General features: G+C 71.8%; 12 protein-coding genes. 5 read left to right on the plus strand and 7 right to left on the minus strand.

From position 1 onward, the window contains the following. The first annotated feature begins 112 nt into the window (after positions 1-112). From Voc01_RS11590 to Voc01_RS11600, 3 genes are all read left to right on the plus strand, one after another. The gene (locus tag Voc01_RS11590) at positions 113-2,101 is read left to right on the plus strand and encodes a GMC family oxidoreductase N-terminal domain-containing protein (protein WP_203927353.1); all 1,989 of its coding nucleotides are present in this window, start codon (positions 113-115) and stop codon (positions 2,099-2,101) included. Further along, positions 2,098-3,534 (plus strand): aldehyde dehydrogenase family protein, encoded by a 1,437-nt coding sequence (locus Voc01_RS11595; RefSeq protein WP_203927354.1) that lies wholly within the window; start codon positions 2,098-2,100, stop codon positions 3,532-3,534. The genes Voc01_RS11590 and Voc01_RS11595 overlap by 4 nt, the downstream gene beginning before the upstream one ends. An 81-nt stretch (positions 3,535-3,615) precedes the next feature. Next, the gene (locus Voc01_RS11600; protein WP_203927355.1) at positions 3,616-4,728 is read left to right on the plus strand and encodes an MBL fold metallo-hydrolase; all 1,113 of its coding nucleotides are present in this window, start codon (positions 3,616-3,618) and stop codon (positions 4,726-4,728) included. Positions 4,729-4,987: 259 nt separating this feature from the next. Here the strand turns inward: Voc01_RS11600 and Voc01_RS11605 are convergent, their stop codons facing one another. The 3 genes from Voc01_RS11605 to Voc01_RS11615 all read right to left on the minus strand — a co-directional run bounded on the left by Voc01_RS11605 (position 4,988) and on the right by Voc01_RS11615 (position 6,982). Beyond that, a complete protein-coding gene (locus Voc01_RS11605; RefSeq protein WP_203927356.1) occupies positions 4,988-5,371 on the minus strand; it encodes a VOC family protein in 384 nt (127 codons plus the stop codon). Positions 5,372-5,468: 97 nt separating this feature from the next. Next, a complete protein-coding gene (locus Voc01_RS11610; RefSeq protein WP_203927357.1) occupies positions 5,469-6,323 on the minus strand; it encodes a hypothetical protein in 855 nt (284 codons plus the stop codon). A 38-nt stretch (positions 6,324-6,361) separates the two neighbouring features. After that, positions 6,362-6,982 (minus strand): TetR/AcrR family transcriptional regulator, encoded by a 621-nt coding sequence (locus Voc01_RS11615; protein ID WP_203927358.1) that lies wholly within the window; start codon positions 6,980-6,982, stop codon positions 6,362-6,364. Positions 6,983-7,010: 28 nt separating this feature from the next. Here Voc01_RS11615 and Voc01_RS11620 point away from each other — a divergent pair, with 28 nt between their 5' ends. Further along, complete coding sequence (locus Voc01_RS11620) at positions 7,011-7,820, plus strand: alpha/beta fold hydrolase (protein ID WP_203927359.1); 810 nt, start codon at positions 7,011-7,013, stop codon at positions 7,818-7,820. Here the strand turns inward: Voc01_RS11620 and Voc01_RS11625 are convergent. The 4 genes from Voc01_RS11625 to Voc01_RS11640 all read right to left on the minus strand — a co-directional run bounded on the left by Voc01_RS11625 (position 7,800) and on the right by Voc01_RS11640 (position 13,758). Further along, positions 7,800-8,801, minus strand: coding sequence for a metallophosphoesterase family protein (locus Voc01_RS11625; protein ID WP_203927360.1), 1,002 nt, complete (start codon positions 8,799-8,801; stop codon positions 7,800-7,802). The genes Voc01_RS11620 and Voc01_RS11625 overlap by 21 nt on opposite strands. 58 nt (positions 8,802-8,859) lie before the next feature. After that, on the minus strand, positions 8,860-10,536 hold the full coding sequence (locus Voc01_RS11630; protein ID WP_203927361.1) for a sulfite exporter TauE/SafE family protein: 1,677 nt from the start codon (positions 10,534-10,536) through the stop codon (positions 8,860-8,862). Positions 10,537-10,601: 65 nt separating this feature from the next. After that, positions 10,602-12,275, minus strand: a complete 1,674-nt coding sequence (locus Voc01_RS11635; RefSeq protein ID WP_203927362.1) for a DUF4331 domain-containing protein — start codon at positions 12,273-12,275, stop codon at positions 10,602-10,604. Positions 12,276-12,465: 190 nt separating this feature from the next. Beyond that, positions 12,466-13,758, minus strand: a complete 1,293-nt coding sequence (locus Voc01_RS11640) for a tetratricopeptide repeat protein (RefSeq protein ID WP_203927363.1) — start codon at positions 13,756-13,758, stop codon at positions 12,466-12,468. 199 nt (positions 13,759-13,957) lie between these two features. On the opposite strand from Voc01_RS11640, the gene Voc01_RS11645 reads away from it, so the two are divergent. Continuing rightward, positions 13,958-15,376, plus strand: coding sequence for a DUF4331 domain-containing protein (locus Voc01_RS11645; RefSeq protein ID WP_203927364.1), 1,419 nt, complete (start codon positions 13,958-13,960; stop codon positions 15,374-15,376). Positions 15,377-15,394 lie beyond the last annotated feature (18 nt).

The following is a 15,394-nucleotide window of genomic DNA, read 5'->3' on the forward strand; positions in this document are numbered from 1 at the left end:
CTGAGGGTGTTGAAACCTGTCTCTGTGGGCCTAGACTGCGCCAATCGCGACGCTGCCCCGCCAGGCGGTCCGTCCGGCTACGGCGCCGCCTGCCCACAGGGAGGATCCGCCCGTGACCGACATCCTCACCGAGAACCAGACCGGGGTGCTCCGCGCCCTCTGCGACACTGTGGTCCCCGCGATCGACCGGCCCGACGACCCCGACGGGTTCTGGGGTCGCACGGCCACCGACGTCGGTGCCGACGGCGGTGTCCTGTTCGTGTTGTCGACCATGCCGGCCGAGCAGCGGGCCGCGCTCGGCGGGCTGCTCGACGTCCTCGGAAGCCAGGGCTTCGTCGGCGCCTCCCAGGAGTCGCGCGAACAGATCCTGGCGACGCTGTCCCTCGCGTCGACGCTGGCCGCGGCCGGGATCCGGTCGCTGATCAGCCTGATCCTCTTCGTCACCTACGGCATGCCGGACGGCTCGGGCGGCAACCCGAACTGGGCCCATCTCGGCTATCCGGGTCCGATCTCACCGCCACCGGCGCGGGAAAAGGCTTTCCAGCCGCTGCGACCGACCGGCGCCGACCTCGACCTCACCGCCGACGTGGTGGTGGTCGGGTCCGGAGCGGGCGGTGGCCTGATCGCGGGACGCCTCGCCGACGCGGGCGCGAACGTGGTGGTGCTCGAGGCCGGCCGCTACCGGAACGAAGCCGACTTCGCCCAACTGGAGGTGTTCGCCTACCTCAACTCGTACTGGCGAGGCAGCCCCACCCCGACCGGCGACCTCAACGTCACGGTGATGGCGGGCAGCGGCCTGGGCGGCGGCACGGTCATCAACTGGACGAACTGCCTGCGCACCAAGGACTGGGTGCGCCGGCAGTGGGCCGCCGAGCACGGCCTGTCCGACGTCGCCACCGAGGCCTTCGACCGGCACCTCGACGCGGTGTGGCAGGAGCTGTCGGTCACCGACAAGTGCTCCGAGCTCAACGGGCCGCAGCAGGCCATGCGTCGCGGTGCGGAGGCGCTGGGATGGTCGTTCGCGACTGTCAACCGCAACTGGGACGAGTCGCGGCACGACCCGGCGATGGCCGGCTACCTCGGCTTCGGCGACCAGTCGGGGGCGAAGCGGTCGACGCTGAAGGTCTATCTGGAACCGGCTGTCGCCGCGCACGGAACCCGCGTCGTCGACGGTTGCCACGTCGAGCGCGTGCTCGTCGAGGGGGGTCGGGCCGCCGGGGTCACCGGCCGGTGGTTGGCGGAGGACGGCAGCGCCTCCGCGACCGTGACCGTGCGCGCGCCGGTCGTGGTGATCGCCGCGGGTGCGCTGGAGTCCCCCGTGATCCTGCTCCGCTCCGGCATCGGTGGACCGGCCGTCGGGGACTACCTGCGGCTGCACCCGTGCACGGTCACCATGGGCGACTACGGCACCGACCTGAAGGCGTGGTGGGGTGCGCCGCACGCCGGGCTGGTCAACGAGTTCGCCAACGTCGAGGACGGGTACGGCTTCCTCGTCGAGGGTGTGCAGTACACGACCGGGCTCGGCGCGTCGTCCGTCCCGTTCACCACCGGTCTCGCGCACAAGGAGGCGATGACCGACTACCGCAACTCGGCGTCGTTCATCGGCCTGGTGCGCGACCACGGACACGGCCGGGTGACGCTCGACGCCAACGGCGGCACGGTGCCGTGGTACTCGATGACCGACGAACGCGACGTGCGGATGATGCGGAAAGCGCTTGCCGCGCAGATCCGGCTCCACCACGCCGCGGGTGCGCGGGGCATCCAGGTGCTCGCCGCCGGCCGGCCGTCATGGCGGTACGGCGACGACCTCGAGGCGTTCATCGCGCGGGTGCAACGGATCCCGCTGCGCGGCGGTGGGGCGACGCTGTTCTCGGCGCACCAGATGGGCAGCTGCCGCATGGGCGACGACCCGGCCACCAGCGTCGCCGATCCGCGCGGCGAGGTGCACGACACTCCGGGCCTGTGGATCGGCGACGCGTCGGCGTTCCCGACCCCGTCCGGTACCAACCCGATGATCACGATCATGGCCCTGGCGTCCCGGACCGCGGAGAACATCGCGGCCTCCCTGGGCGCCCGCACGGAGGAGGTGGCCCGCTCATGACGTCCACTCAAACTCTCGTCGATCGGGAAAGCCTTTTCCTGAACGGCGAATGGGTGCGCCCCGCGAGCGGCGAGACCATCGACGTGGTGAACCCGACCACCGAGGAGGTCATGGCGCGGGTGCCGGCCGGAACGGCCGAGGACGTCGACCGCGCGGTCGCCGCGGCGCGGGTGGCGTTCGACGGATGGGCCGCGACGCCGTTGGCCGACCGGGTCGCGTTCTGCACCGCGGTGTCGCTGAAACTCCAGGAACGCCAAGGGGAACTGGCCGACCTCATCGCGCGCGAGATGGGCTCGCCGCTGCCGTTCGCGATGGGCGTACAGACGGCGTTGCCGGTGGTGTCGTTCGCGGCGGTCGAGCGGCTCGTCGACGACCTGCCGTGGGAGGAGCGGCTCGGCAACTCGCTGATCGTGCGGGAGCCGGTCGGTGTCGTGGGTGCGATCACGCCGTGGAACTATCCGCTGCATCAGGTCGCCGCGAAGGTCGCACCGGCGCTGGCCGCCGGGTGCACGGTCGTGGTGAAGCCGAGCGAGGTGGCGCCGCTGACCGCGTTCGTCCTTGCCGAGATCATGGCCGAGGTCGGGCTTCCGCCGGGTGTCTTCAACCTCGTGACCGGCTACGGCCCCGTCGCCGGGGAAGCGCTTTCCGCGCACCCGGGCGTCGACATGATCTCGTTCACCGGGTCGACGCGGGCCGGTCGGCGGGTGAGCGAGGTCGCGGCGGCCACGGTCAAGAAGGTGGCGCTCGAACTCGGCGGCAAGTCGGCGAACATCATCCTCGACGACGCCGACCTCGAGCGGGCCGTCGCCGACGGCATCGCCAAGTGCTACATCAACTCGGGACAGACGTGCTCCGCGCTCACGCGCATGCTGGTCCCCCGGGCGAGCCTGCCGGCGGTCGAGCGGATCGCCGCCGCTGTCGCCGGACAGGTCCGCGTCGGTGACCCGTTCGCCGGCGACACGCGGCTCGGGCCGCTGGTGTCGGCGGTGCAGCGCGACCGGGTCCGGGAGTACATCGCCCGCGGACCGGCGGAGGGCGCCCGGCTGGTGTGCGGCGGCGCCGAGCCGCCCGCGGACCAGCCGCGCGGCTACTTCGTCCAACCGACGGTCTTCAGCGACGTCACCCCCGACATGACCATCGCCCGCGAGGAGATCTTCGGCCCGGTGCTCGTGCTCATCCCCTACGAGGACGAGGACGACGCCGTCCGGCTGGCCAACGACACCGAGTACGGCCTCGCCGGCGGGGTCTGGTCGGGTGACCGGGAAAGGGCTGTCCGCGTGGCCCGCCGGCTGCGCACGGGGCAGGTGGAGATCAACGGCGCGGCGTTCAACCCGTTGGCACCGTTCGGCGGGTACAAGCAGTCCGGCCACGGCCGCGAGCTGGGCCCGTACGGTGTGCTCGAGTTCACCCAGGTGAAGGCGATACAACTCTAAGGTGACGCACTCAGCTGCCGCTCAGCCGGATCGGGCACACTGGACCACCGGGTGTTCGCAGATCTCGAGGGGGCGCGGCGGATGGCAACAAGATGGCGGCTGGTTGCCGGGGTCGCCGCCGGTGGCGCACTGGCGGCGGCCACGGCGTGGGCGTTGCGGGAGGTCGTCGAGTCGTTCGGCGAGCGCAGGCGCCTCGACGACGATCCCCGCGTCGCGGGCTCGCCCCAGTTCCGGGAAGGCGTTTTCCACAACACGGTTCCGGCCGCGCTCGTGCCACCGGGCGCGGCCGGCCGGATCGCCCGGGAGATGCTGTTCGGCAAGCAGAAGCGGCACCCGACCGGTGCGGTGCCGCTGCGCACCACCGATCTCGACGCCCCCGACCCCGACGGCGCGTACGTCACCTGGTACGGGCACTCCTCCGCGCTGATCGAGATGGACGGTCGCCGGGTGCTGTTCGACCCGGTCTGGAGTGAGCGGTGCTCTCCCTCCCGGCTCGTCGGGCCGCGGCGCCTGCACCCGCCGCCGGTCCCGCTGGGCATGCTGCCGGCGCTCGACGCGATCGTGATCTCCCACGACCACTACGACCACCTCGACCTCCCGACGGTGCGCACGCTGGCCCGCGAGCACGACGCGCCGTTCCTGGTGCCGCTCGGTGTGGGCGCCCACCTGCGGCGGTGGGGCATCCCGGCCGACCGGGTCATCGAGCTCGACTGGAACGACCGCGCCGAGATCGGTGGTCTCACGTTCATCGCGACCGCCGCCCGCCACTTCTCCGGCCGGGGGTTCAGCCGCAACCGGACGCTGTGGGCGTCCTGGGTCCTGGCCGGCCGGTCCGCGAAGATCTTCTACACCGGCGACTCGGGCTACTTCGACGGCTACGCCGCCATCGGCGCCGAGCACGGCCCCTTCAACGCGACGTTGATGCAGATCGGCGCGTACGGCGACGCCTGGCCGGATATCCACATGACCCCCGAGGAGGGCGTGGCCGCCCACGTCGACCTCCGCGGTGACGTGCTGATCCCCCTGCACTGGGCCACGTTCAACCTGGCCCTGCACGACTGGGCCGAACCGGCCGACCGGGTGTGGCGGGAGGCGAAGGCGCGGGGCGTGCGCCTGACCGTGCCGCGGCCAGGCCAGCGGGTCGACGTTGCGGACCCGCCAGCGGTCGACGGGTGGTGGCAGGAGGTCGCCTGAGCGGCCCGTCTTGCGGCGTGGCCGTCATGCGGCGTGGCCCGCCCGTACGGCGTGGCCCGCCCCTACGGCGCAGCCCGTCATGCGGCGCGACCCGTCATGCGGCGCGACCCGTCATGCGGCGCGACCCGTCATGCGGCGCGACCCGTCATGCGGCGCGGCCTGTCTTACGGCGCGGCCTGTCTTACGGCGCGGCCCGTGCGCGGCGACCGCTGCGCGCGGGCCTCGATTGTGCGGCGCTCCGCGTCGGCCTCGTGGGCCGCTACTCGCTGACCCACAGGCAGAACGGGTGGCCGGCCGGGTCGAGCCAGACCCGGACGTCCTTCTGTGGCTGGAACTCGGCCAGCGTCGCGCCCAGCGCGCGGGCGTGCTCGCCGGCCGCGTGCAGGTCGCGTACCTCGATGTCGAGGTGCAACTGCATCTGCTGATCTCCCGGGCGACCCGGCCACACCGGCCGGACGTGGTGCTCCTCCGTCTGGAAGGACAGCCGCGTGCCGCCGCCCGGCGGGCCGATCGTCACCCAGTCGGACTCGTTGGTGCGGATCTCGTAGCCCAACAGTCCACAGTAGAACCGGGCCAGTTCGCGTGCGTCGGGTGCGCCGAGCACGGTGGCGGTGAGCTCGGTCCACGGTCGTTCGTCGGTCATGGAGCCGATGCTAGGTGCGGTCGGTCCGGTCCGCTCGGTGGCCGAGGCGAAGGCGTCCGGGCCGGGCGCGGGGGCGGCAAGCGCTTTCCGGGACCGCTCAGATCGTGATCCAGGTGGCCACACTCTGCGCCACCAGCTCTGCGTCCGGTGTGTAGAGCGCGGCTGTGGCAAAGCGCTTGCGGCGGTCGGACCCGGTCGCGGCGGCGACCACGACGAGCGGTTCACCGCGGACCGGCGCGCGGTGCGGCACCATGGTCAGGCGTCCGAGAAGCGCTTTCCCGCCGCCGGTGAGGTGCACGAGGCCGGTCGGGCAGTCGAGAGCGGCCCAGAGGTAGCGCAGGGGCAGGTCGCCGAGCGCGGACGGCGGAGCCCAGACCCCGGCGAAGGCGGCAGCACCGACACCGGCGGAGCCACCCGTCGCCACAGCACCGCCTCCGCCGGATCCGCCCGTCGCGACGGGGCCGATCGTGATGTGGAGGCCGCCCTCCCGGTCGGGGCCGCACACGTAGCAGGTCGGGAACGGGGTCCGCACGCACACGTCCGGCGAGCCGGCGTGGCGGGCGGCGGCCAGCGGGACGAACGCGGGCGGCGGAACGAGAGCGGCGCGCTCCTCGGCGGTCAGCAGCCTCGCCTGGACCAGCGCGCCGTCACCGGACCGGTCCGGACCGGCTGGGGAAGCGCCGTCACCGGCTGGGTCCACGCCTACGAGGAAAGCGCTGTCCCCGGACCGTTCGCCACGGATCGGCGTGTCCAGCGGAACGGGTGCGCGCAGTGTCACCTCCACGGCGGTGCCCGGCGGCGTGTCGGGCCCGGTCAGCAGGCCGGCGGCCAGGCCGCAGGCCCAGCCGCCGTTCGTCATCCCCGGAGGCCCCTCGTAGTGCCGGGCAACGCGGATCTCGACCCCGGGCAGGGTGTCGGTCGTCGCCGACGCGACGGAGGAGGCGGTACGCATGGGCGTGAACGCTACAACGCCCGTGAGCAGGGATGCGATCAGAAAGTCGACTGGCCGGTCCCGTACGCGGCCAGCCAGACGCGCACCGCCTCGTCGGCCCAGCGCCTCAGCTCGGTCCCATCGTGGTCCTCGCGCACGGCGAACATCGCCTCGTTCAACGGGATCGACAGGATCAGGTAGTTCAGGTGCTGCGCGGCGAGCAACGGGTCGGGCGCGCGCACGAGTCCGCGTTCGGACAGCCGCGTGATGATCCGGGCCAGCGTCGCGTGACCGCGTTCGGGCGCGCCGCGGTGCCAGGCGCGGGCGAGGTCGGGAAAGCGTCGCGCCTCACCGATGATCATGCGGCGCAGCTGGACCAGATGGGGTGCGGTCACGCCGGCGATGTGCTCGCGGGCGAAGGCGCGCAGGTCCCGCGGCAGGTCCGTGGACGCGGCGAGCGCCTCGACGCGCTCGGACCCGGCCCGTTCGGCCGCGGCGATCGCCTCGGCGCAGACCGCGTCGAAGAGCGTCTGCTTGTCGGCGAAGTGGGCGTACACGGTGACCTTCGAGGCCCCGGCCCGGGCTGCCACGCGGTCCATGCCCGCACCCAGGAAACCGTTTTCCAGGAACTCGTCGAGGGCGGCGGCGAGGATCGTCTGACGTTTCCGCTCTTTCCGCACCGCCAAACTGTACTGTACTGTTCAGTTCATGTATACCGTCAGCTCCCGCGACGGCACGCGCATCGCGTACGAGCGCGCCGGGTCCGGTCCCACGGTGATCCTCATCGACGCGGCCGGGCACTTCCGTGCGAACAGTGCGTTGGGCGGACTGGCGGACCGGCTCGCGAAGGACTTCACCGTCGTCCGTTACGACCGACGGGGACGCGGCGACAGCACCGACACGCCGCCCTACGCCCCGCACAGGGAGGTGGAGGACGTGGCCGCCCTGATCGACGTGTCGGGTGGTTCCGCCGCGCTGTACGGGTTCTCGTCCGGGTGCCTGGTCGCCCTGCACGCGTCGGCGGCCGGGTTACCGGTGCGCCACCTCGTCCTCATGGAGCCGCCGATCGAACCGGGGTCGCCGGAGGGCACCGCCGCGCAACGGGAGTTCACCGCGCACCTGTCGGCGCGTTCGGGCGCGGACGCGGTGGAGTTCTTTCTCGCCGGCATCGGCATACCCGACGACGTCCTCGCCGGCATGCGCGGCACCGCACACTGGGACGCCATGGTCTCCGTCGCGTCGACGCTCGTCTACGACAGCATGCTCAGCGAGGCCACCGACGCGGACCTGCTGCGTCGCGTGCGGACGCACACACTCGTGCTCGACAGCACCGGCAGCAGCGACGACCTGACGGGCATGGCAGCCACCGCGGCCGCCCTGCTTCCGAACGCGACGGCGAGGAGCCTGCCCGGCGAGTGGCACGGTGTCCCGGCGGACACTCTCGCACCGGCGGTAAGCGCTTTCCTCTCGGGTCCGACGGTGGAGTCGGGCGCCGGCTCAGTCGGGCAGACCGGGTAGCGCGAGCCCCAGGGCGGCGGCCAGGTCGGTCGTCGCGCGGGGTGTGCCGCAGCGCCGGGCGATCGCGGCTGCGTCGAGCCGACCGTTGCGCGCCTGGAACAGCACCGGTGCGGCCGGGTGGCGTCGCAGGTCGTCGACGGTCGAATCGGAGGCTACGCGCTGCGCGGCCGTCACGAGCGTCGGCAGAGAGCTCCGCAGCTCCGCGGCCCAGTCGCGGACGGCTACCAGCCATTCCACGCTGGCGGGATCGGCTGTCGAGAACCGGATGACCAGCTCGTCGAGCTGGGACCACGTGAGGTCGCGCCACGGCCTGCCCTGGAGAACCGGCAGCTGCCACTGGCGCCGGACGACCGACCAGTGGTCGGCGTGTGCCGCGACCGCGTGGATGGTGAAGTCCGGCAGGGACAACGCGGTGAGGTTCCAGCCGTGGCAGGCCCCGGTGTCGAGGCCGAAGACGCGGCCGTCGCGCACCAGCGGCTCGCGGCCGGTGACGTGGTGACCGAAGACGACCGGCTGGGCATCGGTGTAGTGGTCGTGCCAGTGACCGTGCGGGAACAGCGCGGCGAGTTCGCGTTCGCCGCTCGTCGATCCGCAGAGGACGGACGGGTTCTGCCCGGCCAGCGGTACCCCGGACACCATCGCGGCGTGGACGACGCGGACCTGCTCGTTCTCGAAGTAGTACGGCAGCGTCCGCATCCAGTCGACGGTCTCGGCGTACCGGTCACCGAGCTGAAGGCGGGTGATCTCCTGCGCGTAGGAGAAGATGCCCCGCACGTGCTTGCGTTCGTGGTTGCCCATCACCACGACCGAGTTCGGGCGCTCCCGGAACAGCCCGACCACCTCGCCGGATGACGGGCCACGGTCGACCAGGTCGCCGACGCTGATGAGCAGATCGTCGGGCCGGAGGGCCACCTTCGCGAGCAGCTCGCGCAGTTCGGCGTAACAGCCGTGGATGTCGCCGACGATGATGGTGCGCCCCATGGGGCAGACGGTAGGAGTGGCGCCAACGGTCGACAACGCAATATCGGCGCGCCGGCGCTCAGATGAGGGTGGCGGCCGCCCGTCCGACCAGTCCGACGCCCACGATCAGGACCAGTGACCCCGTCGCCGACGGCATCACCCGGGCGAGCCTGACGGCAAGCGCTTTCCCGCGCTCGCCGCGCCAGCGGGTCCGGGTCTCCCAGCGGCGCTGCAGGCCGACCAGGGCCAGGCCCGCCGCGGTCAGGGTCCCGGCCATGCCCACGCCGTAGGCCAGCACCAGCAGGACCCCGAACCAGGTACGGCCGAGGGCGATCGCGCCGAGGAGCACGATCAGGGCGGACGGGCTGGGCACCAGGCCGCCGGCGATACCGATGCCGGCGATACCGAGACGGCTGGGGCGGCGCTCGTCGTGCCGATGTCCGTGCGAGTGTTCACCGTGCGAGTGCTCACCGTGCGGGTGCTCACCGTGCGAGTGACCGTGCGAATGGCCGTCGTGCGAATGGCCGTCGTGCGAGTGGTCACCGTGGGAATGGTCGTGCGAGTGACCGTCGCGCGAGTGACCGTCGTGCCCGTGCTCGTCGGTGCGCACGCGGTTGTCGTGGGACGAGCCGCGTCCGCCGCCGTGGGGGTGGGAGTGCGAGTGCCCGTGGCCGTTCAGCCATCCGTGACCGCTCCCTTTGCGTCGCAGGCCGACCAGCATCGCCACACCGACGCCGACCACCAGGGTCCCACTCGCGACGCCCAACCAGCCCAGCACCGCCTCGCCGACCAGCCCCGCGAACGTCGTCAGCAGCAGGCCCACCACGAGCACGCCACCGGTGTGGGTCGCGGTCACCACGCCACCGACCGCCACGGCGTCGCGGGCCCGGCCGCGACGGCCCGCCAGGTACGCCGCCATGATGGTCTTGCCGTGCCCCGGCAGGGCCGCGTGCGCGGCGCCGAGGGTCAGGGCCAGCAGCACGGCCAGCAGGCCGATCAGCGGGCCCTGCCCGCGCTCCCCCAGGAACGCGTTCAGCTGCCGCTCCCCGGCGCTCACGAGCCGGGTCACCCATGAACCATCGGACTGACTGTCCCCAGTGGACCCGACGGCGACCGGGGTCGAGGCGCCCGGGGTGACCCGGAGCACCGCCGACCGCACGTCCGGCGGCGAGGACAGCAGCTGCTCTGGGTACGACCGCAGGTCTCCCCCGCTGCGACTGACCGCCGGCACCGGCGGGTCGACCAGCCGCACTCCGTCGCCGACGGCGGTGATCTCGCGCCAGCCCACCCGGTCGAGCATGTACCGGTTGTCCAGGCGGACCACGCGGGAGCGGGACAGATCCGCCGGCGCGGTCAGTTCGCATTCGAGGCGGCTGGTCGGCAGCCCCGCCGACCCGGCCTGGTAGATGAATGTCGGCCGCTTCAGCGACCACTTGAGCCGGTCGCTGTCGACCGCCACGTCGAGCCTGCCGCTTAGCTCGGTGCAGGCCCGCTCGGCGTACGCCTGCCGCTCGGCGTCGTCGGCGGTCCCGTCGCCGGAGGTGTCCACAGTGGACTTCTCCTGCACGGTCGGCAGCTCGGCGATGTCCACCGTCGCGCGGAGGTCGATCCGGTCCGCGCGCAACGTCAACGAGTGGAGCTGGTTGACCGAGAAGTTGTTGATCGGATGTGCCGCCGCCGGCCCGCCCGGCGTCACCAGTACCAGCCCCGTCCCCAGTCCCAGACCGGTGGCACCGATGGCCAGGATGCGCTTCATCGTCGTCCCCCATAAGCGTTGTGGGAGCGGGGTGGCGCCGATGGCGCCACCCCGCGATCGGTAGGTCAGTCGGACGAGCCGGAGTCGGGGACGAGCGCGGCGCGCGGACGCCGCCGCTTGAACCAGAGGAAGAACCCGAGGGCCGCGAGGACCGCGAGGATCCCCACGCCGCCGGTGGTGACCGCGGCGACGTTCGTCAGGTCACCGGTGTCACCGGGCGCCGCCGCCGCGGGCGAGCCCGACGGGTCGGCGCCGGCCGGAGCGCCACCGGGAGCGGCAGGGGCGCCGCCGGCGGCAGCGGCGCCCGAGGTGCCACCGCCCTTGTTCACGGCGCCCACGTTCGGCAGCGCGAGGTACGGGAACGTGTCGCCGAACTGGTTGTCGTTCGCGTCGACCTTGTCACCGGCGGCGAGCGCCTGGACCAACTGTCCACTTTGGGCAGCGCCGACGACGGCCTGGATCTCGATGTCGACGACGTCGTCGGTGAGCCGGCGACCGTTCGGGAAGCCCTGCAGGTCCTGGGCGAGCACACCGAGCCGGTTCGGTTGCGCGGCGGGCGCGATCCCGAGGTTGAGCCGCAGCTGCTCGGAGGGAACGAACTTCTGCGGGTTGACGTCCATGTTGTTCAGCTGCGAGTTGAGGTCGGCCTGGATCGGACCGTTCGCCTTGGTGGTGATGCCGGTCAGGAAGATCTCGACCAGGTCGTTGCGCGGCGTCGCCGGTGCCTTGACGCCGTACAGCAGCTCGATCAGCCGTGCCAGCTCGGGATCGGTGACCCGGTTGACGACCGCCTGGACCTTCGCGTCCTGGTCGGGCTTGATGGAGTTGAACGCGTCCTTCAGGTTCGCCGGCACGACGACCTCGTTCACCAGAGGGTTGCCGAGACGCGAGACCTGAACGCGGTCGCCCGTGACGCCGGACGACGCGCCGCTGACCCGCACCCGGTTGCGCTCGGTCGTGCTCCACACGCCGATCACCGGGTTGCGCTTCGCGTCACCCTTCAGGGCGACATCCTTGAACGGGACCTGCAGCGCGATCGTGTTCACGTTGTATCCGGCGACGGTGTCCTGACCGGTCTCGCTCAGGTCGCCGCCGTACAGCAGGTCGAAGACCCGCAGGTCGAGGAAGAACGGGTCGTCGGCCTGGCCGGCGAAGATGTTCCAGCCACCGTTGAGCTGCTTGACCGCCTGCTGCCGCAGCGCGTTGTAGTCCGGCATCGACTTCAGCCCGACCCGCGACGGGGCGACCGGAGCGTCGGTGATCCGGGTCTTGAACGGCTCGCCGTTGAACGACGACTCCAGCGTGTAGGTCTGGCGGAACAGCAGGTTCTCGTCGTCGATCGACGTCACCGGGCCGTTGTTGTACAGGAACGTGTTGCCGCCGCGCTTGTCGATGTTCTTGAAGGTCCACCGGAAGATGGCGTCGGCCTTGGCGTCGCCGTCACTGTCCACATTGACCATATAGACGGCGTCGGTGGCGAACGGGTAGAAGTTCGGCCCGCCGTTGGGCTCGGAGAACGGCTGGAAGTTCGCGATGAACGAGACGTAGTCGGGCCGCTCGGGGCTCACGAACGCGTACACGTCCGTGTTGTCGACGGCTGGATCGGCCGCGATCAGCGGGGCCTCGCGGTGGCTCGACGCCACCGAGGTGCCGGGGCCGAGGCCGACCAGCGCGCCGGCCAGCACCAGGCCGAGTGCGCCGATCGCCGCCGGCAACCGGCGGGTCTTGTGCGCTGTCATGGGGTTCCTCCCGGAGATTCAGCAGCTTGCACACGTACATTCGGGCCGGCGGTTCACAATGATTGGTGAAATCTCGGCGTTGTCGGATGCACGTCATCGACCAATCCGCATCGCCGACGGCTACGAACCGGCCGGATACAAACGCAAAGGGCCGGCCCACACCGGGCCGGCCCGTGCGTCACCGCCGTCGCTACAGGGTCCCGAGAATCCTGGACGCCTCGGGAGCGTGCCGCACCGAGAAGTGCGGGTTGATGGACAGCGCCATCGACAGGTCGGCCCTGGCACCCGCCCTGTCGCCCAGCGCGGCCCGGATCACGCCCCGGTGGTAGTACATCAACGCGTTACGGGTACCGAGGCGCAGCGCCCGATCGGCGTAGGGCAGCGCCTCGGAGTCCTGCCCCGCCATGTGCAGCGACCACGCCAGCGCGTCCGACACCGCGATCGACGGATGCCGCCCGTAGGCCGACCGCGCGGCGGCCACCGCTCCGGGCACGTCTCCATGGTCGGCGGCGAACACGGCGAGTTCCGAGTCGACGTCGACCCCGTCGGCCTTCAGCAAGGCCGAGGTCGCGCGCACAAGGTCGTACTGGCGTTGGGCGCCGGCCCGGTCGCCGGTGGACGCGAGGAGGTCGCCGAGCTCGGCGGCCGGTCCGGGTTGCGGCAGCTTGGCCAGCGACGCCGTGTACGCGGCGACCGCACCGGCCGTGTCCCCCTTCGCCGCCAGGATCCGGCCGCGCAACGCGAGCAGCGGCGGGTGTCCGGGCAGGCGGCGAAGCCCCTCGTCCACTGTGGACATCGCCGTGTCCGCGTCACCGTTGTCGAATGCCAGCCCGGCCAGGTGCTCCAGGGCGAACGCGGCGTCGGTCGGTCCGGTGGCCGCGTCGAGGGCGCGCCGCATCACGTCGCGGGCGTTCACGATGTCGCCGCGCAGCTCGAAGGAGTAGGACGCCCGCGCGTACGACGAGGTGTCCGGACGAAGGTCGACCATCTTCTGGATGGCCTCGAACGCCTCCTCGTACCGGCCCAGCTCCACCAGCGCGTCGGCCACGACGCCGTGGGTGGCCGCCCGGTACCCGTCGATCGCCAGCGACCGGTTGCCGTAGTCGAGCGCGGCCGCGAAGTCGTGCCGCGCGGCGGCGAGCGCACCGTGGCCGGCCAGCGCCACGGCGTTGTCGGTGGCGGGACGCACCGCCAGCGACCGGTTCAGCGCCTCCTCGGCCCGCGCGTAGTTCGACGGGTCGCCGCTGACCCGCGCCTGCTGCACGTACGCCAGGCCGAGGTTCGCCCAGGTGATCCAGTCACCGGGCAGCCGGTCGAGCCGGGCACGCGCCGCCTCGATCGACCGGGCGATCTCGTCCACTGTGGACACCGGGGTCGCGGCCGGCTCCCCGCCGACGGCAGCCGGCCGCGACGGACGCAGCGCGATGCCGCCGACGGCGAGCAGCGCCGCCACGAGCCCGACGATGACCATAACCCTGCGCATCGCATTCACCCCTTCCCCGACGCACGTGTTCGGGAGAGGTTCGGCGCGGGTGGCCGGCCGGATGGGTCGGACCCGGATTTTCGCCCCGATGGGCCAACGTGGCACCGGATCTCCGTCCGCCACCGGCGGTACGGGCGAACGAGCGGTCGACGGTGCGCCCGTCGCGCCGCCGTACCACCCAGCCCACGATGGGAGTTCCATGTCCACAATCCGTCGGCCGGCCCGACAACGCGTGCTCGCCGCCGCATTCGCGGTGGCGGTCACCGGTGCCGGCCTCACGACCCTGGGACCGGGGTCCTCGCTGGCGTCCAGTCATCGCGAGGCGCCCCTGGTCGCCGGTGAGCCGAGGCTCGACAACACCGACGTCTACGCGTTCGTGAGCCCGGACGCGCCCGACACGGTGACGCTGGTGGCCAACTGGGTGCCGCTGCAGGAACCCAACGGCGGCCCCAACTTCTACGCCTGGGCCACCCAGGTCGCCTACGACATCAACATCGACAGCGACGGCGACGCCCGGCCGGACATCACCTACCGGTGGACGTTCGAGGACCGCTACCGCAACAAGAACACGTTCCTCTACAACACCGGCCCGGTGACCAGCCTCGACGACCCCGACCTGAACTTCCGGCAGTTCTACGACCTGGAGCGGATCACGCCGTCGGGAACGACGAAGCTGCTCGACGACGCGCCGGCCGCACCGTCGTTCACCGGACCCGCGTCGTTCCCGAACTACGGCACGGTCTCCGACGCGGCGATCAGGCCGTTCGGAAGCAAGGGACGCAGCTTCGCCGGCCAGGCCGACGACCCGTTCTTCCTCGACCTGCGCGTGTTCGACCTCCTGTACGGGGGCGACCTCAGCGAGATCGGGCAGGACACGGTCAAGGGCTACAACGTCAACACGATCGCGCTCCGCGTGCCGAAGACCGACCTGGCGTTGAAGGGTGACCCGACGCGCAACCCGGTGATCGGCGTGTGGAGCACCACGTCGCGGCAGCGCGTCGAGGTCGTGCTGCCCGATAACACGCGCCTCATGTCCGGCGGCCACCAGCAGGTCTCGCGCCTGGGGATGCCGCTGGTGAACGAGGTCGTGATCCCGGTCGGACGCAAGGACGAGTTCAACGCCACGAAGCCGCAGGACGACGCGAAGTTCCTGCCCTTCGTGACGAACCCCGAGGTGCCCCGCCTGGTGCAGCAGCTGTACATGATCCCGGCACCGGCGACACCCCGGAACGACCTGGTGCAGGCCTTCCTCACCGGGTTCTGCAAGGCGTGTGGACCGGTGCAGGCGGACCTCAACTCGCAACGGCTGAACAAGGACGTGGACCCGGCCAGGTTCCGCCCGAGCGAGCAGCTGCGCCTCAACATGTCGATCGCGCCGAGCGCCGACCCCAACCGGCTCGGTGTGGTCGGCGGCGACCTCGCCGGCTTCCCGAACGGACGCCGGCTCGCCGACGACGCGCTCGACGTGACCCTGCAGGCCGCCGAGGGCGTGCTGCTTCCGGGTCACCCGGCCGCCGTCGACGGTCTCGGTGACGGCGTGAACGCCAACAACGTGCCGTTCCGGCAGCGCTTCCCCTACGTGGCGCTGCCGAACACGGTGGCTGTCAACACGCAGTGAGTCCCCGGCCCCCGGCGT

This window comes from Virgisporangium ochraceum, assembly GCF_016863655.1.
Classification (GTDB): domain Bacteria; phylum Actinomycetota; class Actinomycetes; order Mycobacteriales; family Micromonosporaceae; genus Virgisporangium; species Virgisporangium ochraceum.

What these genes read in the sequence shown, in the direction of transcription:
- Voc01_RS11600 (WP_203927355.1), top strand. Translation starts at nt 3,616, where the DNA reads ATGGCAACAAGATGGCGGCTGGTTGCCGGGGTCGCCGCCGGTGGCGCA.
- Voc01_RS11620 (WP_203927359.1), top strand. Translation starts at nt 7,011, where the DNA reads ATGTATACCGTCAGCTCCCGCGACGGCACGCGCATCGCGTACGAGCGC.
- Voc01_RS11625 (WP_203927360.1), bottom strand. Translation starts at nt 8,801, where the DNA reads ATGGGGCGCACCATCATCGTCGGCGACATCCACGGCTGTTACGCCGAA.
- Voc01_RS11595 (WP_203927354.1), top strand. Translation starts at nt 2,098, where the DNA reads ATGACGTCCACTCAAACTCTCGTCGATCGGGAAAGCCTTTTCCTGAAC.
- Voc01_RS11635 (WP_203927362.1), bottom strand. Translation starts at nt 12,275, where the DNA reads ATGACAGCGCACAAGACCCGCCGGTTGCCGGCGGCGATCGGCGCACTC.
- Voc01_RS11605 (WP_203927356.1), bottom strand. Translation starts at nt 5,371, where the DNA reads ATGACCGACGAACGACCGTGGACCGAGCTCACCGCCACCGTGCTCGGC.
- Voc01_RS11610 (WP_203927357.1), bottom strand. Translation starts at nt 6,323, where the DNA reads ATGCGTACCGCCTCCTCCGTCGCGTCGGCGACGACCGACACCCTGCCC.
- Voc01_RS11630 (WP_203927361.1), bottom strand. Translation starts at nt 10,536, where the DNA reads ATGAAGCGCATCCTGGCCATCGGTGCCACCGGTCTGGGACTGGGGACG.
- Voc01_RS11640 (WP_203927363.1), bottom strand. Translation starts at nt 13,758, where the DNA reads ATGCGCAGGGTTATGGTCATCGTCGGGCTCGTGGCGGCGCTGCTCGCC.
- Voc01_RS11645 (WP_203927364.1), top strand. Translation starts at nt 13,958, where the DNA reads ATGTCCACAATCCGTCGGCCGGCCCGACAACGCGTGCTCGCCGCCGCA.